Origin of the sequence: Sphingomonas cellulosilytica (genome assembly GCF_052321755.1) — a bacterium.
Lineage (GTDB): Bacteria > Pseudomonadota > Alphaproteobacteria > Sphingomonadales > Sphingomonadaceae > Sphingomonas.
In genome coordinates, this window is the sequence record NZ_JBQRTT010000002.1 from 159,483 (window position 1) to 180,125 (window position 20,643).

General features: G+C 65.6%; 22 protein-coding genes and 1 tRNA gene. 8 read left to right on the top strand and 15 right to left on the bottom strand.

Annotated elements, in window-relative coordinates; translation table 11 throughout:
• Nucleotides 1-3: 3 nt before the first annotated feature.
• On the bottom strand, nucleotides 4-459 hold the full coding sequence (locus ACTZQ5_RS03970; protein ID WP_443583867.1) for a DUF983 domain-containing protein: 456 nt from the start codon (nucleotides 457-459) through the stop codon (nucleotides 4-6).
• A 56-nt stretch (nucleotides 460-515) separates the two neighbouring features.
• The gene (locus tag ACTZQ5_RS03975; RefSeq protein ID WP_443583868.1) at nucleotides 516-1,211 is read right to left on the bottom strand and encodes a DUF2490 domain-containing protein; all 696 of its coding nucleotides are present in this window, start codon (nucleotides 1,209-1,211) and stop codon (nucleotides 516-518) included.
• Between the two features lie 133 nt (nucleotides 1,212-1,344).
• Between ACTZQ5_RS03975 and ACTZQ5_RS03980 the strand changes: the two genes are divergently transcribed.
• The 4 genes from ACTZQ5_RS03980 to purQ all read left to right on the top strand — a co-directional run bounded on the left by ACTZQ5_RS03980 (nucleotide 1,345) and on the right by purQ (nucleotide 4,050).
• Nucleotides 1,345-2,226 carry a hypothetical protein gene (locus tag ACTZQ5_RS03980; protein ID WP_443583869.1) on the top strand — a complete coding sequence of 294 codons (882 nt, stop codon included), beginning with the start codon at nucleotides 1,345-1,347 and terminating at the stop codon, nucleotides 2,224-2,226.
• 140 nt (nucleotides 2,227-2,366) lie between these two features.
• Entirely contained in the window at nucleotides 2,367-3,146 is a 780-nt protein-coding gene (gene purC, locus ACTZQ5_RS03985) for a phosphoribosylaminoimidazolesuccinocarboxamide synthase (RefSeq protein ID WP_443583870.1), read from the top strand.
• Nucleotides 3,147-3,149: 3 nt separating this feature from the next.
• Nucleotides 3,150-3,380: a phosphoribosylformylglycinamidine synthase subunit PurS gene (gene purS, locus ACTZQ5_RS03990; RefSeq protein WP_443583871.1), complete on the top strand. Its 231-nt coding sequence runs from the start codon at nucleotides 3,150-3,152 to the stop codon at nucleotides 3,378-3,380.
• Nucleotide 3,381: 1 nt separating this feature from the next.
• A complete protein-coding gene (purQ, locus tag ACTZQ5_RS03995) occupies nucleotides 3,382-4,050 on the top strand; it encodes a phosphoribosylformylglycinamidine synthase subunit PurQ (protein WP_443583872.1) in 669 nt (222 codons plus the stop codon).
• A gap of 22 nt (nucleotides 4,051-4,072) precedes the next feature.
• Here purQ and ACTZQ5_RS04000 read toward each other — a convergent pair whose 3' ends face one another.
• On the bottom strand, nucleotides 4,073-4,813 hold the full coding sequence (locus ACTZQ5_RS04000) for a queuosine precursor transporter (RefSeq protein ID WP_443583873.1): 741 nt from the start codon (nucleotides 4,811-4,813) through the stop codon (nucleotides 4,073-4,075).
• Nucleotides 4,814-4,873: 60 nt separating this feature from the next.
• On the opposite strand from ACTZQ5_RS04000, the gene ACTZQ5_RS04005 reads away from it, so the two are divergent.
• Nucleotides 4,874-4,950, top strand: a tRNA-Arg gene (locus ACTZQ5_RS04005).
• On the top strand, nucleotides 4,915-5,658 hold the full coding sequence (locus ACTZQ5_RS04010; RefSeq protein ID WP_443583874.1) for a hypothetical protein: 744 nt from the start codon (nucleotides 4,915-4,917) through the stop codon (nucleotides 5,656-5,658). Before ACTZQ5_RS04005 ends, ACTZQ5_RS04010 begins: the two co-directional genes overlap by 36 nt.
• Nucleotides 5,659-5,730: 72 nt before the next feature.
• Here the strand turns inward: ACTZQ5_RS04010 and ACTZQ5_RS04015 are convergent, their stop codons facing one another.
• The 12 genes from ACTZQ5_RS04015 to ACTZQ5_RS04070 are packed head-to-tail and all read right to left on the bottom strand — an operon-like array spanning nucleotide 5,731 to nucleotide 17,949.
• A complete protein-coding gene (locus ACTZQ5_RS04015; protein ID WP_443583875.1) occupies nucleotides 5,731-5,955 on the bottom strand; it encodes a hypothetical protein in 225 nt (74 codons plus the stop codon).
• Nucleotides 5,952-6,395, bottom strand: coding sequence for a type II 3-dehydroquinate dehydratase (gene aroQ, locus ACTZQ5_RS04020; protein WP_443583876.1), 444 nt, complete (start codon nucleotides 6,393-6,395; stop codon nucleotides 5,952-5,954). The genes ACTZQ5_RS04015 and aroQ overlap by 4 nt, the downstream gene beginning before the upstream one ends.
• 27 nt (nucleotides 6,396-6,422) lie before the next feature.
• The gene (pcaF, locus tag ACTZQ5_RS04025) at nucleotides 6,423-7,625 is read right to left on the bottom strand and encodes a 3-oxoadipyl-CoA thiolase (protein WP_443583877.1); all 1,203 of its coding nucleotides are present in this window, start codon (nucleotides 7,623-7,625) and stop codon (nucleotides 6,423-6,425) included.
• Nucleotides 7,625-8,797 (bottom strand): bifunctional 3-oxoadipate enol-lactonase/4-carboxymuconolactone decarboxylase PcaDC, encoded by a 1,173-nt coding sequence (pcaDC, locus tag ACTZQ5_RS04030; protein ID WP_443583878.1) that lies wholly within the window; start codon nucleotides 8,795-8,797, stop codon nucleotides 7,625-7,627. The genes pcaF and pcaDC overlap by 1 nt, the downstream gene beginning before the upstream one ends.
• A 10-nt stretch (nucleotides 8,798-8,807) precedes the next feature.
• Nucleotides 8,808-9,950 (bottom strand): lyase family protein, encoded by a 1,143-nt coding sequence (locus tag ACTZQ5_RS04035; RefSeq protein ID WP_443583879.1) that lies wholly within the window; start codon nucleotides 9,948-9,950, stop codon nucleotides 8,808-8,810.
• Nucleotides 9,947-10,612, bottom strand: a complete 666-nt coding sequence (pcaG, locus tag ACTZQ5_RS04040) for a protocatechuate 3,4-dioxygenase subunit alpha (protein ID WP_443583880.1) — start codon at nucleotides 10,610-10,612, stop codon at nucleotides 9,947-9,949. The genes ACTZQ5_RS04035 and pcaG overlap by 4 nt, the downstream gene beginning before the upstream one ends.
• On the bottom strand, nucleotides 10,602-11,303 hold the full coding sequence (pcaH, locus tag ACTZQ5_RS04045; RefSeq protein WP_443583881.1) for a protocatechuate 3,4-dioxygenase subunit beta: 702 nt from the start codon (nucleotides 11,301-11,303) through the stop codon (nucleotides 10,602-10,604). The genes pcaG and pcaH overlap by 11 nt, the downstream gene beginning before the upstream one ends.
• Nucleotides 11,300-11,929, bottom strand: a complete 630-nt coding sequence (locus ACTZQ5_RS04050; RefSeq protein ID WP_443584135.1) for a 3-oxoacid CoA-transferase subunit B — start codon at nucleotides 11,927-11,929, stop codon at nucleotides 11,300-11,302. Before ACTZQ5_RS04050 ends, pcaH begins: the two co-directional genes overlap by 4 nt.
• The gene (locus tag ACTZQ5_RS04055) at nucleotides 11,929-12,639 is read right to left on the bottom strand and encodes a CoA transferase subunit A (RefSeq protein WP_443583882.1); all 711 of its coding nucleotides are present in this window, start codon (nucleotides 12,637-12,639) and stop codon (nucleotides 11,929-11,931) included. Before ACTZQ5_RS04055 ends, ACTZQ5_RS04050 begins: the two co-directional genes overlap by 1 nt.
• Nucleotides 12,640-12,689: 50 nt before the next feature.
• A complete protein-coding gene (locus tag ACTZQ5_RS04060) occupies nucleotides 12,690-15,722 on the bottom strand; it encodes a TonB-dependent receptor domain-containing protein (RefSeq protein WP_443583883.1) in 3,033 nt (1,010 codons plus the stop codon).
• Between the two features lie 47 nt (nucleotides 15,723-15,769).
• Entirely contained in the window at nucleotides 15,770-17,053 is a 1,284-nt protein-coding gene (locus tag ACTZQ5_RS04065) for an MFS transporter (protein ID WP_443583884.1), read from the bottom strand.
• Nucleotides 17,050-17,949: a shikimate dehydrogenase gene (locus tag ACTZQ5_RS04070; RefSeq protein ID WP_443583885.1), complete on the bottom strand. Its 900-nt coding sequence runs from the start codon at nucleotides 17,947-17,949 to the stop codon at nucleotides 17,050-17,052. The genes ACTZQ5_RS04065 and ACTZQ5_RS04070 overlap by 4 nt, the downstream gene beginning before the upstream one ends.
• Nucleotides 17,950-18,034: 85 nt before the next feature.
• On the opposite strand from ACTZQ5_RS04070, the gene ACTZQ5_RS04075 reads away from it, so the two are divergent.
• The gene (locus ACTZQ5_RS04075; RefSeq protein ID WP_443583886.1) at nucleotides 18,035-18,718 is read left to right on the top strand and encodes a TetR/AcrR family transcriptional regulator; all 684 of its coding nucleotides are present in this window, start codon (nucleotides 18,035-18,037) and stop codon (nucleotides 18,716-18,718) included.
• Nucleotides 18,719-18,750: 32 nt separating this feature from the next.
• Complete coding sequence (locus ACTZQ5_RS04080; RefSeq protein ID WP_443583887.1) at nucleotides 18,751-20,607, top strand: bifunctional sugar phosphate isomerase/epimerase/4-hydroxyphenylpyruvate dioxygenase family protein; 1,857 nt, start codon at nucleotides 18,751-18,753, stop codon at nucleotides 20,605-20,607.
• Nucleotides 20,608-20,643: the final 36 nt, after the last annotated feature.

A 20,643-nucleotide genomic window follows, 5' to 3' on the forward strand; every position in this document is an offset into this window, starting at 1 on the left:
GGATTACTGGTCGAAGTCGTTCTGGTCGGCGCGGGTGCCGTGCAGCTGTGCCCAGAGCTGCTGCGTCCCCGCCTCCTGCGCGCGGTTGACGAATTGCGAGGCGACCAGCCAGCCCTTCAACGGCCGGAGCGGCAGCAGCGTCCCCGCCGCCATGAACGGCACCGACGTGACGAGATGCACCCAGGCCGGCGGGTCGAACGCCACCTGCACCCACACGACGAAGGCGATCAGCGGCAGCGCGATGATGCAGAGCGAGAAGAAGGCCGGGCCGTCATCCGGCGCGGCGAAGCGGTAATCCAGGCCGCAGCGATCGCAGCGGTCGACGATCTTCAGCCACGATTTGAACATGCGCCCCTCGCCGCAGCGCGGGCACAGCCCCTTCCACCCGCAGCGCAGGATCCAGCGGACCTTGGCCTTGCCGTCCAGCGGCGTCGTGGGATCGGCATCATCCGTTTTCATAACAAAGACATAGGCGCATGCGCCGCCGATACGATGGGACAAATTGTCCCGCCCCGTCAGTCGTGCAGCAGCGGCAGGTCGAGATCGTGCAGGTTGATGGTCAGCTGCAGGGTGAGCGCATGATCCATCTGCGCGCGCGCATGGCTGCGGCCGGGGCGGAACTGGTTGAGGTAGCCGATGTCGAGGTTCATCTCGCGGCCGATCGGCACCATCACCCCGGCGATGTTGCGCATCCGCTCATACCCGCTGCGCTGCCCCCAGCGCGTCGTGTTGGGCAGGAAAAAGCTTTCGTGGCTGGCGAACAGCGCGACGCCGCGCGATCCCAGCGGGTAATTGTAGCGGATCAGCGGGCGGATGCGCACGCCGATCTCGGGCCCGCGCGGATTGAAGCGTTCGTCGATCCGGAACCGCGTGGAGACACGGCCGAAGGTCGCCACCACCTGCTGGCGCAGGCGGTCCTCGTTCGCGCCGCTATTGCCGTTGTGCGCGCCGACCTTGCGATAGCCCCCGCCCAGCTCGACGCCCTTCGCCACACGCAGCCCCAGCAGCACGCCGAACTCGCTCTGGTACAGGCCATCCTGCCGATCGCTGAACCGCGCGATCTGTTCCAGCGTCACGCGCACGCCATCGGCAACCGGCACGTTGGTGTTGATCTGCGTCCAGAGCTGCGCATCCTGCTGCTGCGCACAGGCCGGCGCGGCGGCGGACGCGAGCGGCAGGGCGATGGCGCAGGCAAGGCGGCGGCGTGACATGGCATCGCTGCTAATGCGTGACGGGGCCGCTGTCACCTTGGGCCGATGCGGCACCGGTGTCGGTCAGCGAGGCTGGCTTGACGGCAAATCCTACCAAGCGGATGGTGTATCGAAACGTGGGGAGGGAGATGCCATGCGGACAGTGTTGGCGACGATTTGCATCACGCTGGCGATCGGCGGATGCAGCAAGGCACCCGATGCGGAAAACTCCGCCCCGTTCGCGAGCGGCAATCACAACAGTGTCGAGACCCTGGCCGACACCGGAGACACCATGGGTGCGCCGGGCGTCGCGGTGACGGCGGCGCCCGGCGTCGCCTTCACCTATCATTACGCCTTCCGCCTGCCGCCGCGGGCGATCGCCGCCACGCAGGAGGCGCATGCCCAGGCCTGTGAAAAGCTCGGCATCGCGCGCTGCCGCATCACCGGCATGGACTATCGCGTCGTCGGCGAGAACGATATCCGCGGGCGGCTGCTGTTCAAGCTCGATCCGACCATCGCCCGCGCATTCGGCAAGCGCGGCATCGACCTGGTGAAGGCCGCCAAAGGCAGCCTTGCCGATGCCACGATCACCGGTACCGATGCGGCGGAGGCGATCACCCGCGCCAGCGCCGCTGCGCGCGAGGCCGCCGCCGCCGAACGTGACGCGGACCGTAGACTCGCGGCGGCGGGCCAAGGCACGGACGAGCGCGCCGAACTCCAGAGCCGCCGCATCGCCGCCGCCAACGCCGTCCAGGTCGCCACTGCCGAGGCGGAGGAGGCCCGCGCCAGCCTTGCCACCACGCCGATGGAGTTCGTGTACGAATCTGGCGACACCGTGCGCGGGTTCGATACCAGTGCACCGCTGACCAGCGCGCTCGATACGATGGTGGTGTCCGCCCAGGTGACGCTCGCCGTGCTGCTCGGGCTGATCGCGATCTTCGGCCCGCCGGCGATCGTGATCGTCGTCAGCCTGCTCCTCTGGCGCCGCATGCGCGGCCCGGTCGCCCGCTGGCGTGGCGGGGACGGCGAGTCGTGACGCACTGGTATGCACATGGGCGCAGGCACGCCGCCAAAGATTGCGCGCCTGCCCCCCTTCCCCTATAGGCCCGGCCAATCCGGCCCCGGCCCGCGAAACCCTCGCGCCGCCGGGGCTGCTCTTTTCAGGGGAAGTCGCGCATGGCTCGCCGCCGCCAGATCTATGAGGGCAAGGCCAAGATCCTGTACGAGGGTCCCGAACCCGGCACGCTGATCCAGTATTTCAAGGATGACGCCACCGCCTTCAACGCCCAGAAAAAGGGCACGATCAACGGCAAGGGCGTGCTCAACAACCGCATCAGCGAGCATGTCTTCACCCTGCTCGATGCGATCGGCGTGCCGACGCACTTCATCCGCCGCCTCAACATGCGCGAACAGCTGATCCGCCAGGTCGAGATCGTGCCGATCGAGGTCGTGGTGCGCAACGTCGCGGCGGGTTCGCTCTCCAAGCGCCTCGGCATCGAGGAAGGCGTCAAGCTGCCGCGCACGATCATCGAATATTATTACAAGGACGATGCGCTCGGCGATCCGATGATCTCCGACGAACATATCGCCGCCTTCGGCTGGGCGAGCCAGGAGGAGATGCACGACATCGCCGACCTCGCCATCCGCGTGAACGATTTCCTGACCGGCCTGTTCGCCGGGATCGGCATCCGCCTGGTCGACTTCAAGCTGGAATTCGGCCGGATCTGGGACAACGATTACGGCCGGATCATCCTGGCTGACGAGATCAGCCCCGACGGCTGCCGCCTGTGGGACATGAATTCGAACGAGAAGCTCGACAAGGACCGCTTCCGCCGCGACCTGGGCGGCGAGGCGGAGGCCTATCAGGAGGTCGCACGCCGGCTCGGCCTGCTGCCCGAGGGCGAGGACAGCGCCGTGCTCGATCTCGATTCGCACCGCAAGCGGCGGGGTAAGTAAGCCATGAAACTGCGTATCTTCGTCACCCTGAAGCCCGGCGTGCTCGACCCGCAGGGCCGCGCCATCCACCACGCGCTCGGCAGCCTCGGCTTCGCCGGCGTCGAGGACGTGCGCGCGGGCAAGATGTTCGAGCTGGAGGTCGCCGACACGACCACCGACGAAGCGATCGACGGCATGTGCCGCCAGCTGCTCGCCAATACGGTGATCGAGAACTTCCGGGTGGAGCGCGCCTGACATGAAGACCGCCGTCATCGTCTTTCCGGGATCGAACTGCGACCGCGACCTGGCCGTCGCGCTGGAGGCGGTGACCGGCACCCGGCCGGACATGGTGTGGCACGGCGACACCGCGCTGCCCGACGGCGTCGGCCTGGTCGCGGTGCCGGGTGGCTTCTCCTATGGCGATTACCTGCGCTCCGGCGCGATCGCCGCGCGATCGCCGATCATGCAGGCGGTGGTGGAACAGGCCGGGCGCGGCCTGCCCGTGCTCGGCGTCTGCAACGGCTTTCAGGTGCTGACCGAAGCCGGACTGCTGCCGGGCGCGCTGATGCGCAACGCGGGACTCGACTTCGTCTGTCGCGACGTCGCGCTCACCGTCGCCAATGCGCAGACGGCGTTCACCAGCCGCTATGACGCCGGCGAGACGATCCGCGTGCCGGTGGCGCACCACGACGGCAATTACTTCGCCGATGCCGACACGCTCGACCGACTCGAGGGCGAAGGCCGCGTCGCCTTCCGCTATGGCGAGGCGGTGAACGGGTCGGCGCGTGACATCGCCGGCGTGCTCAATGCGGCGGGCAACGTGCTCGGAATGATGCCGCACCCCGAACGCAAGATCGAGGGCGCACACGGCGGCACCGACGGGCGCCGCCTGTTTGAGGGCGTGCTGGAGACGATCGGGGCCTGAGCGCCCCGCCCGCCACCCTTCGTCACACCCGCGCGCGAAACGGCGTGAAGTCGGTGCCGCGGTCGAACACGTCGACGCCCTCGGCCCGTTTCAGCGCACCGACGACGAGATAGGTTAGCGGGGTCAGGATCACCTCCCACGCGACCTTCAGCGCCCATTGCGTGAACAGCACGGTGACCACCAGCCGCGGCGTGAAACCTTCGGCGCCGAGGAAGGCGACGGGGTAGAAGATCAGGCTGTCCACCCCCTCCCCCAGCACGGTCGAGCCGATGGTGCGCATCCACAGGTGCCGCCCCTCGCTCCACAGCTTCATCCGCGCCATGACGTAGGAGTTGACGAACTCGCCCGCCCAGAAGGCGAGCACGCTCGCCAGCACGATGCGCGGCACCTGGCCGAAGATCGTCGCATAGGCGGCCTGGTTGCCCCACGACGGTGCCGGCGGCAGCGCGACGACGACATAGGCCATGAACGCCATGAACACGACCGCCGCCGTCCCCGCCCAGATCACCCGGCGAGCGCGGGCATAGCCATAGACCTCGGTCAGCACGTCGCCGATCACGTAGCTGACCGGAAAGAACAGGATGCCCGCGCCGAACGGCCAAGGCCCGATGCCGGGGATGACGACCTGCGCGACCTTGCCCGCGCCGATCACGTTCGACAGCAGCAGGATGGCGACGAAGGCCGCCATCACGAAATCATAATAGCGAAACGCCTGCCCGCGCAACGCGCCGGCATCGACCGCAGGCTCGGCTCCCGTGTTCATGGCGGCAGGTTATATGGCTGTTCCCGTCGCACGCAAATCGCGCTAACCCTGCCCCCACGCGCGCCCGTAGCTCAGTTGGATAGAGCACGAGCCTTCTAAGCTTGGGGCCGCTGGTTCGAATCCAGCCGGGCGCGCCATTTCCATTCAGCTTTGGGCACTGCGGCACCGGGCGTCTGGGGCGCCATGATGGCCCGTTCCAGCATCGCGTTGCGTCCCGTGATCCGCACCTCGCGGTCACCGACCTCCACCCGGTCGACGAGCAGGTGGACGTATTCCTTGCGCGTCCTGCCGTCCGACTCGTCGAGCTTGCAACGGATCGGATCGCCGAACCGGGCAATGATCGCAGGCGTCATTCGCCGATCGCCTGCATCAAGCTGTCGTTCGAGGACGGCGATGTCGGCCTGCGTGTCGGCCTTCTGCACGCCGATTTTGCCCAGTTCGCTCGCAACCTGCGGATCGTCCGGGCTGAGCACCTCGAGCCCGACCAGCTTGATCACGCGGGCACTTTCGCCTTCGAGCGGGGTCAGCCGGGCGCGAAGCCGCTTCAGTTCGGCCGCGCGCTCCGCGACGGCGGATTCAAACCGGTCCAGTTATGCCTGAAGAAGCGCGGTCAGCCGTTCCGGCTGGACGAGATGGCAGGTCACCGCGCCAACGACCAAATCGTCCAACTGCGCCACCGGGACACGACGCCCCGAGCACGCATCCGGTCCGCGCTTGAACCGCGCCGAACGGGCCTGATAGCCATACTGACCGGATTTTCCGCTGCTGGTCATCAGCCCGGCGCCACATTGGAAACGCCCCCATCAGGTCGTCGACCGCCCCCCCCCGATCGGGAAGGTGCTTGAACGGGGTGCCCAAACCGTACGCCTCATGCACTGGATGGCGATACGCTGAACTTGCTGACAGAAGCCTTTGTTTTATGAACGGTCATCTACCTCGCATCGTGCAGGAAACGATCGGTCCATTCGTTCGATCAGCCGCTCGGCAACGGATGACCTGATTGGCTGATGGCGATCGATACGGCGCCAAGTGTTGTAGCTGATGCCGAATACCTGTTGAAGCCCCTCATCGGTCTTGGGCACCGACAGGCGGCGCATTTCAAGAACAATCTCTTCGGGGATAAGGCGCAATGTCCCGGTCATCGCGCAGCTCCCAGAGTGGCGATCATCTGGGTGAGAGCGTAGAGGTAGCCGCTGTGACCAGCGCCGGCGATGACCGTGTCAGCCCGCATCGAGACGTAGCTCTTATGCCGGAAGGCCTCTCGCTTATGGATATTCGAGAGGTGAACCTCGGCAACCGGCCCGTCAAAAGTGTTCAGCGCATCAAGCAGGGCAACCGATGTGTGCGTGAATGCCGCCGGGTTGATGACGATAGCACAAGCGGCATTTCGGGCTTCGTGTACCCAATCGATCAAGACGTGCTCGGCGTTGCTCTGCCGAAAATCGATCGTTACGCCAGATCCTTTGGCGTGTTCGATACATGCCGCTTCGACATCAGCCAGCGTCGTCGTGCCGTAGATGTCGGGCTGACGCGTGCCGAGCAGGTTCAGGTTCGGTCCGTTCAAAACGAAAATCGTTTTCATGCCCGTGCGTACTCCGATGAAGGGCAGTCAAACACGTTCGATCATCAAGGCGATGCCCTGTCCGACGCCGATGCACATGAACGCCATCGCATAGCGGCCACCGGTGCGATGAAGTTCTTCGACGGCGGTCATGGCGATGCGCGCGCCCGACATGCCGAGCGGGTGGCCGAGCGCAATCGCGCCGCCATTGCGATTGACGCGCGGATCGTCGGTGGCGATCTCCAGGTCGCGCAGCGTCGCGATGGCCTGGGCGGCAAAGGCCTCGTTCAGTTCGATCACATCCAGTAGCTCGATGCCGATGCCGGTGTTCCGACACAGCTTCCGCGCCGCTTCGATCGGGCCGACGCCCATGATACGTGGTGCGACGCCTGCCGATGCGAGGCCCAGGATACGCGCTCGTGGCGTGAGACCGTGGCGCATCGCTGCGTCCCTGGAGGCGATCAGCATCGCTGCCGCTCCATCATTGAGTCCTGAGGCATTGCCTGCCGTGACCGTGCCGTCGGCGCGGACAACAGGTTTCAGTTTCGCGAGCGCCTCCAGGCTGGTTGCGCGAGGATGCTCGTCCTGCGCAAAGACGATCGGGTCGCCCTTGCGCTGGGGGATGGTGACCGGAACGATCTCGGCGGCCATCCGGCCGCTCGCGATAGCCGCGGCCGCCTTCTGCTGGCTGGCCAGCGCGAAGGCGTCCTGGTCCTCACGGCTGACGTTCCAGTCGTCGGCGACGTTCTCCGCCGTCTGCGACATGGTGTCGACGCCGTACGCGGCCTGCATCGCCGGGTTGACGAACCGCCATCCCAACGTCGTGTCCTCGATCTTCTGACCGCGATCGAATGCGCCGTTCGCCTTGCCCATCACGAACGGCGCACGGGTCATGCTCTCGACCCCGCCCGCGATCATCAGTTCGGCATCGCCGCTGCGGATCGCCTGTGCCGCGCTACCGACCGCGTTCAGCCCCGACCCGCACAGCCGGTTGATCGTGCCGCCGGGCACCGCATCCGGCAAGCCAGCGAGCAGCACCGCCATGCGCGCCACGTTGCGATTGTCCTCGCCCGCCTGGTTGGCGCAACCGAGCAGGACGTCGTCGACCGCATTCCAGTCGACGCCCGGATTCCGCGCGACCAAGGCGCGCAAGGGAATCGCTGCCAGATCGTCGGCACGGACGTTCGACAGCGCACCGTTGAGCCGGCCGATGGGTGTGCGGATCGCATCGCAAAGATAGGCGTCAGGCATCAGGCTTCCTGTTCGATGATGGCGATGATCTTCTGCGCTTCGGCAAACCCGGTGTTGGCGGCGGGCACGCCGGCGTAGATCGCGGTCTGCATCAGCACTTCCTTGAGCTCGTCGAGGGTGAACCCGCCCTGGGTCAGCCCGGCGCGGACGTGCAGCGCGAACTCCTCCCAGCGCCCGAGCGCGCAGGTGATGGCGAGGACGAGCAGGCGGCGGGTGCGGTCGTCGAGGCCGGGCCGCCCCCAGATCTCGCCCCAAGCGATGCGGGTAATCATCGCCTGGAAATCGGCGGTGAATGCCGTGCGTTTGGCGAGGCTGGAATCGACCCATGCGTCGCCCAGCACGCGGCGACGGTTGACGAGCCCGGCGTCGAACAACGTATCGGCCGCCTGCGTCGTGGTATTGTCCGCGCACAGGAAATGGCGCAGCGCCGTCGCCAGCGCAGTCGGCACCTCGATCGGGGGCAGATGCGCGCCGTCGACGCCAACGTGCTGCGCACCGGGGATGGTCAGCAGATGCTCGCCATGCCCGGCATAGGGCGTCGAGATGTCGAGCGTCGCGGTTACGACCAGCGTTGGGACGGTGATGGCGGTGATGCGATCGGCCAGCGCCATGTCGCGGATCGCGGCACCCGCCCCGGCATAACCGGCAGCGGCCTGGCGCGCGATGCCATCGCGAAGGCTGTCGGCTACTTCCGGGTGCCGCGCGGTGAAACCCGGCGACAGGAAGCGCCCGACGGCCATGTCGGCGATGGCCTCCGTACCGTTGGCCCGCACCGCGTCGATCCGCGTCTGCCATGCCGCCGGGTCCATCGTCGCAGAGGTACAGATCAGTGCGAGAGCCTTGACGCGCGTCGGGTGATCGAGGGCCAGCTGCATCGCGACCATGCCGCCGAGCGACACCCCCGCCACTGCCGCCTGCTCGACTCCGGCATCGTCCATGACAGCGGCGATGTCGCTCGCCAGCATCGCCAGGCCATAGTCGCCATCGGGCGCATCCGATCCTCCGTGCCCACGCATATCGATCCTGAGCAGACGAAAGGCGGGCAGCAGCAGCGGGATGGCGCGATCCCATAGCGACAAGTCGGTGCCGATCGAATTGAGCAGCACCAGCACCGGCCGGTCGGCAGCCCCCTCCAGTCGCCAGTGCAGCCGCACGCCGTCACGCTGGGTCATCGCCATCGTTTCAATCTCCCAATCCGTCGAGCAGATCGGCGATGATGGCCGCGCTCGCGCCGATATCGTTCCCGACCGCTGCCGCGGCGAGGTTGCGCGCTATGGCGACTGCATCGATCTCAAGCCCTTCGGCGATGACCGCCAGCGCTGCTGCGCTGCCTGAAGCGAGCAGGAACAGATCGGCGAGCACCGGCCCCTCGGCTTGCCATCCACCCAAGCCCCGCTCCGCCTCCTGCGGCAGCCCGGCGAGGAGTGACGCGACCAATCCGGGCGCGCGGGTTGCGGCCGACAGCGCGACCTGACAACCGGTCGGGTTGCGCTTGTGCGCCATCGCCGATGATCCTCCCCTCCCGGCGACCAACGGCTCGCGTGCTTCGCCGACCCCGTTCTGCGCCAGCAATGCGACGTCCCGGGCAAACTTGCCGAGCGCGCCGATCAGGATGCCGAGCGCTGCACCGATCGCGGCGACGCCAGTCCGCCGGGCATGCCACGGCGCCGACTGCCCCAGCCCGAGCGCTTCGGCACATTGCGCAGCGATCCGAACACTTGCGCCCCCGGCACCAACGCGTGTTCCCGCGGCACCACCCCATTGAAGAACGGCATGGTCGGTAACCGCTGCATCAAGCAGCCTCAGCGCATCGTCGACACCACGGGCGGCCTGTGCCAGCCGCAGCCCGAACGCGACCGGCATCGCATCCTGCAACAGCGTCCGCCCGATCGCCGGACGTTCGGCGTAGGCGCGCGCCAGCGTCGCCAGCGCGCCGCGAACCCGCCGGACATCCCCGGCGAGCAACCCATGCGCGGCACGGACCTGCATCATGAGCACGGTGTCGGCGACATCCTGGCTCGTCGCCGCGACATGGAGCGCCTTGGCGGCTTCCCCGCCGACCATCGCCCGCAACCGTGCGACCAGCGGGATGGCGAGCGTACCGGCCAGCGCCGCCTCCTCGGCCAACTCCGCCGCATCGATACGCGCCGGATCGACGCCTGCGGCGATCGCCTCGGCGAGTTCGGCCGGCAACATGCCGCATGCCGCCTCTGCTCGCGCCAGCGCGACCTCGAAGGCGCAGGCGTGGGCGATGGTCGCGGCATCGTCGAAGACCGCGATCATCGCCGGAGTGGCGACGGGGCGCTGGCGCAGCAGGTCGCTCACAGGTCGAAGAACACCGTCTCGCGCTCTCCCTGCAACGCGATGTCGAGCGTCCAGCAATGCCCGTCGCCCGCTCTGGCGATCAGGGTTGCCCGCCGGTCGTCGGGGACCAGCGACAGCACGGGATCGCAGTGGTTTTCCGCGAAGCGATCGAAATACATCCGTGTTGCCAAGCGCTTGATCAGCCCGCGCGCGAAGACTGACACCGCGATATGGGGGGCATGGTGCGGACCGATCGAACCGGGCATGATCGTCCTGAATCGGTAGCTCCCATCCTCGGCAGTGGCAGCGCGGCCGAAGCCGACGAAATGGGGGTCGGCACCCGGCTCGCCGAAGTAGAGGCCAGCGGCATCGGCCTGCCAGATTTCCAGCATGGCATCCGGCACGGCTGCGCCAGCGCCATCGACGACGCGCCCGGCAAGCTCGATCACCTGTCCCATCGGCGTGCCGGTCGGCGACGACAGGTTCAGCACGTAATGCGCCTCGGGCATCAGTTCCGGACGCGCGCCCATGTCGGACTGGCCGACGAGATCGGCACCGCCCTTCCAGGGGAGGCCATAATGGAAGAACGGACCGACCGTCTGGCTGGGCGTCTGACCGAACAGCGCCGGATCCTGGTTGTCATGCCTGGGCTCCGGCCGGCGGTCGGCGACATCAATGGTCATGGTCGTCATCCTCGAACGGAGTCTGCTCGCGCCCCTTCAGGACGACGTCGAACCGATAGCCGATCGCCCAGTCGGGCTCCGTCACGTCCATGTCCAGTCGTGCGACGAGACGCTGACGGTACGGCATCGGCACCGCATTCGCGATCGGATCGATCTCGATCAACGGATCGTCGGGGAAGTAGAGCTGGGTCACGAGCCGCGTGGCGAAGGCAGGCCCGAGCAGCGACAGATGGATATGCGCCGGCCGCCAGGCATTGCGATGATTCCCCCAGGGATAGGCGCCCGGACGGATGGAGACGAAGCGATAGTTGCCGTCCACATCGGTCACCACGCGACCCGCGCCGGTGAAGTTGGGATCGTGCGGCGCGTCCCACTGGTCCTTGGCGTGGATATAACGGCCGGCGGCATTGGCCTGCCAGATTTCCATGACGGTGTTCGGCACGGCGCGGCCACCCTCGTCGAGCACGCGGCCCGCAACGATGATCCGCTGTCCTTGCGGCACGCCGCCATGCTGGGTGGTCAGATCGGCAAGCGTCGGCCCCATCAGCCGATCCCAACCCGCCGGGCCGGTGGTCTCGGTGTGCGTCTGCGGGACCCGCAGCGGCGGCTGCAGCGGCGCCCGGATACGGGTCGATCCATAATCCGGGAACAGCGACGGCGGTGCGCCCGCGTCGTCACGATTGTAGCTCATGCCACCAGGTCCGTTCCCGTCTTCGCGCGTACGTCATCGGCGGTGACGCCGGGGGCGCATTCGACCAGCCGCAATCCCGGCTTGTCGCAGGCGATGACCGCAAGGTCGGTGATGATCAGATCGACGCAAGACCTGCCCGTCAGCGGCAGGGTGCATTCGGGCAGAATCTTGGGGTCGCCGTGCTTCGACACATGGTCCATCACCACGACGACGCGGCGGACCCCGGCGACGAGGTCCATCGCCCCTCCCATGCCCTTCACCATCTTGCCCGGTATCGTCCAATTGGCGAGGTCGCCCTCGGTCGACACCTCCATCGCGCCGAGGATCGCCATGTCGATATGGCCACCGCGGATCATCGCGAAGCTGTCGGCGCTGGAAAAGAAGCTGGAGGTCGGCAGGGCGGTGATCGTCTGCTTGCCGGCGTTGATGAGATCGGGGTCGGCCTCGCCCTCATAAGGAAACGGTCCGATGCCGAGCATCCCGTTTTCCGACTGAAGCGTCACTTCGATGCCGGCGGGCACGGAATTGGCGACCAAGGTCGGAATACCGATGCCGAGATTGACGTAGAAGCCATCCCGCAGCTCACGCGCGGCACGCGCCGCCATCTCGTCGCGGGTCCAGCCCATCATCCGTTCTCCCGTACGCGGGTCGTCAGTTTTTCGATCCGCTTCTCGTTGATCGTGCTCAGAACGACACGGTCGACATAGATGCCAGGCGTGTGGATGCAGTCGGGATCGAAGCTGCCCGCCGGCACGATCTCCTCGACCTCGGCCACCGTCACCTTGCCGGCGGTCGCCATGTTGGGGTTGAAGTTGCGTGCGGTCTTGCGGAACACAAGGTTGCCCGCCGGATCGGCCTTCCATGCCTTCACGATCGCCAGGTCGGCGCGCAGCCACGTTTCGCGAACATAAGCCTCGCCCTCGAACGTCTCGACCGGCTTGCCCTCCGCGACGACGGTGCCGACGCCGGTCTTGGTGTAGAAGGCCGGGATGCCCGCCCCGCCGGCCCGGATGCGCTCTGCGAGCGTGCCTTGCGGGTTGAGTTCCAGTTCGAGGTCGCCCGAGAGATACTGCTGCTCGAACAGCTTGTTCTCGCCGACATAGGAGGAGATCATCTTCGCGACCTGTCGGCTTTCCAGCAGCATCCACAGGCCAAAGCCATCGGCACCGGCGTTGTTCGAGATGACGGTCAGGCCCCTGATGCCGCTTGCGCGAATTTCGGGAATGAGACTCTCCGGGTTGCCGGACAGGCCGAAGCCACCGGACATGATCGTCATCCCATCGAACAACAGACCGTCGAGCGCGGCGGCAGGGCTGTCATAAATCTTGTTGGGCATCGTCTTTCCCATCAGTGGCCCGCCGGGTCCCCGGCGGACCGTTACTTGCGTCAGAAGCGGGCCTTGAACCCCACGTAGAAGGAGCGACCCAAGACGTCATAGGTACCCGGCAGCGTGTTGCCGGGCGTCCCGGCGATCACCAGCGGGGACGTGTCGAACAGATTGGTGACGCCCATCCGGAACTGATATTGGTCGTTGACGCGGATGCGTGCCGTCAGGTCGAACACGTCATAGGCGGGCACGCCCGGAGCCGGGCTGGCCGGGCGGATCACCGAGGTGACGTCGCGCATGGCGTTGAGGTGGCGCCAGCGCAGGCCGAAATCAAAGTCTCCCAGCGTCAGATTGCCGGTCGTCGTGTAGCGCCAGCGGGGCAGCGGCAGGGCATTGGTCGCGTCGATCGTGCCGCGGAACTCCTGGAACGGGTCGGTCGCGAAATTCTTGATCTGATAGCTGCCGAGATAGCTGACCACCGAGTTCAGCGTGAGACGGGTATCGCCCAGGTTGCCGAGCGTACCCAGCGGGACGGACCAGTCGAGCTGGAAATCGACGCCGCTCGTCTTCAGTCCGCCCAGGTTGAGATAAGGCAGGGACACGTTGACGATGCCGCCGGTGTTGTCGCGGGTAATCAGCTGGCAGAAGGTGTTGGTGACGCTGTAGGTCGGGTTGCTGCCATCCTGGTTGTAGCATTTGGCCAGCGCGGTGTTGCCTGCTACCGTCGAGATGACGTCGCGGATCGAGATGTTGTAGTAATCGACGGAGATGGACAGGCTGCGCAGGACCGGCGAGGCGAAGTCGGGCTTCAGCACCACGCCCAACGTCTTTGTCGATGCCTTTTCCGGGGTCAGCGCGAGATTGCCGGTATTGGTCACCGGAATGGCGACGGTGGTGAAATTATAGGTGTCGACGAGGCTGGCCGGCACGCCGGTCGCGATGCACAGCGTGCGGAGCTGGCCGGCATTGCTCCCGGTGCGCGACACGCTGCGGACGTCGCACGGATCGCCCGAGGTCGGCGGGTTGCCGATCTGGACCTGCGCGCCGGTCGGCGAGCTGAAGAGTTCGCCGATATTTGGCGCCCGCACCGCCCGCTGATAGCCGCCGCGGACCATGAGCATTCGGACCGGCGACCATTCGCCTTCCGCCTTGTACGTCCAGATGTCGCCGGTGATATTGTAATGCGAATAGCGTCCCCCGAGACTGACGTTCAACGTATGGAAGAATGGCTTGTCCTTCAGGATCGGCACGAACAGTTCCGCTGCGACTTCCTTGACGTTGGTCGCGCCGCGTGTGGGGTTCGTCGCGTTGGTCGCGAAGACGTCACCGGCGATCAGCGCGGCATCGGGTACAAAATTATACTTGTTTTCGCGATAGGTTCCGACAACGGACGCCTTCACGTCGCCCGCAGGCAGGGTGAACAGCGTGCCCTGGACCGATCCTTCGATCGTGTTCTGGCGAATGTCCTCATATTGCGAGATGCGGCGCGTTATATAGGCGGCGCACTGGGCCGAGATGCCGTTCGCATTGGCGAGACCGAACGGATTATACCCGCCGGCGCAAAGCGACTGACCGCCGTCGGCGGCCTGGAGGAGCTGGTTGACCCGTGAACCCAGCACACCGGGAGAGATGTAATTGTTGATGACGGTGCGATCGCGCGAACCGTAGATGTCGTAGGTCCAGTCCCCGACACCGATCTTGCCGCGAGCGCCGACGATGAACTGGCTCGTGTCGAACTGGGCATCGAGCACGCGCGGCGGCAATTCGACGAAGCGGCGGTTGATCGAGAAGTTGGCGGCCGGATTGGGCCGCGACGCCAGGATGCTTCGCAGGCTGGCCGGAATGAAGGGATTGTTCGCGGACACGTTGACCGTGATGAACTGGGTCAAGGAACTGCCGACGTTGGTCTGCGCATCCGTGCGGTTGTACAGGGCCTGGGCATAGAGGGTCAGGGCAGGCGACACCTCGTACTCGGCCTTGCCGAAGAAGTTGTATCGCTCCAGCGGCCGCTCGATCGACTGCTGACGGGCCACCGGCTGGCGCACGACATTGCCGTAGGTGACGTAGTTGCCGCTGGTCGGCCCGGCATAGTTATAGGCACCGACCTGGCTGAAGAGTGACCCGTTGTTGTTGAAACCCAGCGAGTTGGTGCGCGATACCGTGCCCGGCGCGAGATTGGCGAAGTTCGCGTCGACTGCGGCCTGCGAGGGCAGATTGGTGGCGGAGGGGACGAACGTGCCCTGCCCGATGAAGGACGACAGGATGCCGAGATCGAAGAAGGATCGTTCCGATCCCTTCAGTTCGTCACGCTTGGTATAGCCCGCTTCCGCGATCACGTTGAACCGATCGTCCTTCGACGTCCATCCCGCGACGGCGGACAGATCTGCGGCCATGCGATCGCCGCGGAACGTGTCGCCCATCTGTCCGTCGATCTCGACGCCGTTGATGTGGCGACGGGTACGGAAATTGACGACACCCGCGATCGCGTCCGACCCATAGACCGCCGATGCGCCGCCCGTGATCGTCTCGACGCTCTCCACGATCGACAGCGGGATGATGTTGACGTCGGTGACGTTGAACACCGTCGAGGGCGGCAGGCGGCGCCCGTCGAGCAGCACCAGCGTGCGTTTGTCGCCAAGCCCGCGAAGGTTCAGCGTCGCACGTCCTGCGCTTGCGGCGGCGCTGGCACCGCCGCCCTGCGATCCAGATCCGGGTACGAACTGCGGCAATTGATTGAGCGATTGTTCGATGTTGACCGCGCCGGTCGCCTTCAGCACCGCCTCACCCGTGGTGACGATCGGGCTGGCCGAGGTATAGTCGGACCGCGTGATGCGGGATCCCGTGACCACGATATCCGCACCGCCGGTGGGAGCTTCCGCGCCCTGCACCGCTGCCGGCGTCGCGGCGCCCTGCGCCGACAGATCACCGGGCGACGTCTGGTCGGCAGCCGGCGGCATCGCCGCGGCGTCTGCCGCAGGAGCGGCCTGCGCATTGCCGCTGGCGGATTGCGTCTGGGCATGGGCAGGCGCCGCGACGATCAGCGACCATCCCAGTGCGGCGGTGGAAATCCCGCTGGCAAGTCTGAACAACATCTTCCCTCTCCCTTTTAACTATCTGTTTCGTACATTTTCAGACGTAATCAGAGTTCGATCCTGCGCACATCCCCGAGGATGACGATGTAGGACAGCGCGCCCAGCAGGGCGACGACGCCAATGAAGCCGATCGCGTAGACGAAGCTGCCAGTCGCCGCGACGATCGCCCCGATGATGATCGGGGTGATGATTCCAGCCAGATTGGCGGCGAGGTTGAAGATGCCGCCGGTGACCCCGAGCATCCCCTGCGGCGCGATGTCGGACACCAGCGTCCATCCGAGCGCCGCCATGCCTTGCGCGAAGAAGGCGAGCGACAGCACGGCGATCACAACGCGGTTATCGTCGATGAAATTGGCCGACACGATCGTCGAAGCGAGCAGCAGCCCAAGGATGATCGGCAATTTGCGCGCGACGTTGGGCGAGTGTCCCTGCCGCAACATCCGGTCCGACCACCACCCGCCGAACAGCACCCCGACGGAGGCTGCGATGAACGGCAGGACGGCGAAGAAGCCGATCTTCAGCCAGTCCATGTGCCGTTCGACCGCCAGATAGGTCGGAAACCACGTCAGGAAGAATACCAGTGTCGAATTGCCTGCGAATTGGCCCAGGCAGATGCCCCACATCTGGCGGGTGCGCAGAAGACGCCCTGCCGCCGACCAGTCGACGCGCTGCTTGGCCGGCTGTTCCACCAGACCCCCGCCATCGACAATGAGCGCGATCTCGGCCGCATTCGCCCGGCTGTCGCGCGGCTCGCGATATCGCAGCCACCACACCGCCGCAAACATCAGGCCGAGCGCACCTGCCACCAGGAACAGCGACCGCCAGCCCCAATGGGCCAGCATCAGGAACAAGAGCGGGCTGAGAAAGGCGAGGCCGATATATTCACCGACCGTGTAGACACCGGTCGCTATCGCTCGCTCGTTGCGGGGGAACCAGGTGGCGACCACCCGGCTGTTGGCGGGGAAGCAGGGCGATTCCGCGACACCCAGCAGCAGGCGTAGTCCGAACAGCCCGGCGACGCTGCCGATTGCGGCATGCAGCAGCGTGAAGAAAGACCAGAAGCCGACCGACAACATGTAGGTCAGCCGCGTGCCGAACCGGTCGAGAAACGCCCCGCCCGGCACCTGCGATGCGGCATAGGTCCAGGAGAAGGCAGAGAAAATCACACCCATCAGCGCCGGACTGATCGCCAGCTCTTTGGTCAGCGCGGGCGCGGCGATACCCAGGATCGTCCGGTCGAGATAATTGATGAGCGTGCCGGTAGCGATCAGGGCCAGTATGCCGTAGCGAATCCGGGTCGCGGGGCGGGAGGCCTGAAGCATGCCGGTCATGCCGCATCGCCGCCGGTCAAGCTGGCGAAGTGTCGCACCATCCGGTCGGCATCGGCCTTTACCCCCGCGAAGATCTCGAAGGCACCGACCGCCTGGAAAACGGCCATGGTGCCGCCATGCGCGGTCCTGCAGCCGCGCTGGCGCGCGACCCGCAGCAGTTCGGTTTCCAACGGGAAATACACGATCTCCGCGACCCACAGCGCGTCGGTGAGCAGGTCGGGATCGATCGGCAGCCCGGGATGTCCGGCCATGCCGGTCGGCGTGGCGTGGATCAGACCGCGCGCATCGGCGATGGCGCGGATCAGATCGCGGCCTGCGCTGGCCCGTCCCTCGAACCGCGCCGCCAGACGTTGCGCGAGCGCCTCGGCCCGCGACGGATCGGTATCGAAGATTGTGACATGCCCCACGCCTAGCGCGAGCGCGGCTGCGGCCGTGGCGGCGCCGGCCCCGCCTGCGCCAAGCTGGACGACGGACTGGCCGGATATGTCACCGATGTCGCGCTTGATCCCGGCAGTGAAGCCGAATGCGTCAGTGTTAAACCCTTGGGTTCGCCCCGCCACGATATGGATCGTATTGACCGCTCCGATCGCCTCGGCGACCGGATCGATGGCGTCGAGATGTGGCATGACCGCTTGCTTGAACGGATGCGTGACGTTGAGGCCGTCGTATCTCAGGTCGATCGCGCCTTGAACCAGAGCGGCGAGCCGTTCGGAGCCGACGGCTTCGCCAGCCAGATCGATCAGTCGATAGACATAGGCGAGGCCCTGTGCCTTGGCCTCGGCCATGTGCATCGACGGGGTCAGGGACTGTTGGATGTCTTGGCCGATCAACCCGGCTACAATGCCTCCGTGATCGAAGATATCGACCCGCGTCGGCACATGATTCGCATCGATCACCTTCCACTCCTGTAACTTTTTTTCCGAGTTCGCCCGGTTATTGCGCAACAGTGTACGAACTAGTACGTTAGTGTCAACTGACGTTATGAAGCTGACGTACGCCTCGCCGAGCCGCTATGATGACGGCATGAAAACCAAAGCATTGGATGCGGCTGACGCCAGCCGCTCGGACCGCACGCGCGCGGACATCCTGGCCGTCGCTACGAGTGAGTTCGCCGACAAGGGGTTCAGCGGCGCGCGCATCGACGAGATCGCCGAGCGGACCGACACCAGCAAGCGGATGATCTACTATTATTTCGGCAGCAAGGAGGGGCTGTACCGTTCCGTCCTCGAAGCCGCCTATTCCGGTATCCGCACGACGGAGGCGGTGGCCGAGATCGGCGATCTGCCAGCGCTGGACGCGCTCGCCAAGCTCGCTGAGATCACCTTCAACTACCATCTCGAACATCCGGAATTCGTTCGAATGGTCATGAACGAGAATATCCAGCGTGGCACGGTCATCGCCACGCTCGACAGCACGCGGTCGCGGAATGTTTCGGTCATCGCCATGCTTGGAAAGCTGATCGAGCGCGGCGTCGCAGAGGGTGTGTTCCGCGACGGGATCGACCCGCTGGACCTGCACATGACGATGAGCTCGATGGCCTTCTACAACATCTCCAACCGCTACACGTTGGGCAAGATCTTCGGGATCGACATGGACTGTCCCGAGACGATCGCACGGCGTCGGCAAAGCGTCATCCACACGGTCATAGCAAGCTGCCGACGCTGAATCGGCGCGCGTATACAGGAGCGGCACGTCACATGAAGTTCGGAATTGCGACAGTATCGTTGAGCGGTACACTCGAACACAAACTTCAGGCCGCGGCCGCTGCGGGTTTCGATGGCGTCGAGATTTTCGAGAACGACCTGATCGCATCGCCGCTGCGCCCTCGCGAGGTGCGGCAGATGATGGGCGACCTCGGCCTGACGTGCCAATTGTATCAGCCGTTTCGTGACTTCGAGGGAATGCCCGGTGCGCTCCGACAACGCGCGCTGGACCGCGCCGCGGCCAAGTTCGACCTGATGGGCGAATTGGGCACCAACCGTATTCTCGCCTGCTCGAACTGCTCGCCCCACTCACTGGGCGAGCGCACCCGAATCGTCGACGACCTGTCGGAACTGGCCACCATGGCAAGCCGCCACGGCATCGTCGTCGGCTATGAGGCGCTGGCGTGGGGGCGGCACGTCTTCGACCATCGCGACGCCTGGGCGATCGTAGAGGCGGTCGACCATCCGTCGCTTGGCATCATTCTCGACAGTTTCCACTCGCTGTCGCGCGGCATTCCCAGCGAGAGTATTCGCGACATCCCGGGCGACCGCATCGCCTTCGTCCAGCTCGCCGATGCGCCGCGGCTGGAGATGGACCTGCTCTACTGGAGCCGCCATTTTCGCAACTTCCCAGGACAGGGCGGGCTCGACGTCGCCGGCTATGTCGCGGAAATCCTGCGTACCGGCTACGCCGGGCCGCTGTCGCTCGAGATTTTCAACGACCGGTTCCGCGCCTGGTCTGCCGAGCCGATCGCGCGCGACGGCCTTCGCTCGCTGCGCTATGTCCACGACGCGGCGCAACGCCGCCTCGGCCACGCAGTGGCCCTGCCCGCCTGTCCGGAACGGGTCGCCACGGAGTTCGTCGAGTTCGCCGTCGACGAGGAGCAGCGGCCCAGGCTGGAGGCTATGCTGGGATCGCTGGGCTTCGCGCACACCGGTGCACATCGCACCAAGCGGGTCAATCGGTGGCAGGCTGGCGCCGTCAACCTCGTCGTCAACGCAGAACAGAGCGGGTTCGCCCGCAGCTATAATCTGACCCATGGGCCGTCCATCTGCGCGGTTGGCCTGACCGTGCCCGATCGCAAGGCCGTCGTCGCGCGCGCCGACTTCTTCGGTGTCCGCAAGGGTATCGAGATCGAGCCGCCTGGCAATCTGAACGTGCCTGCCATCAGGGGTGTCGGGGGAAGCTTGATCTACCTGATCGATGAAGGAAGTGCCGAACAGGTCTGGCAGTCCGAGTTCGTTGCCACCGGCAAACCGGCACCCGATAACGACATGAGCTTCGATCACCTGGCCACGGTTGTTCAGATCGATGAGTTCCTCTCCTGGCAATTGTTCTGGCGCTCGCTGTTCGGTTTTCGCGAAAGCACGCAGGCCGATGTGATCGATCCTGCCGGCTTGGTACTTAGTCTCCCGCTCCAGTCACCCGACGGCGCAACCCGGATCACCATGAACGCCAGCGACGCGAGCGGCACGCTCTCGGCCCGCTTCGTCAGCAAGGGATTCGGCGGCGGGTATCAGCACGTCGCGATCGCCACGACGAACGTGCTTTCGGTTGCTCGTGATCTTCAGGCGAGCGGTGCGGAGCTTCTCCAAATCCCCGCTAATTATTACGACGATCTCGCGGCCCGGATCGGCGACGCCGATCTGGTGGACGAGCTTCGTCGCATGGGGATATTGTACGATGCCGACGCCGATGGCGATTATCAGCAACTCTATAGCCGGGCCTTTGACAAACTGTTTTTCTTCGAGTTTGTCCTTAGGCGCGGATATGGAGGGTTTGGGGCTTCCAACGCGGGTGTTCGATTGGCGGCGCAGGAGCGCTTCAAGCCGGTCCTTGCAGAGTCATAACCTTGCCGAAAAGCTCGACGTGCAACTGTTCCGGAG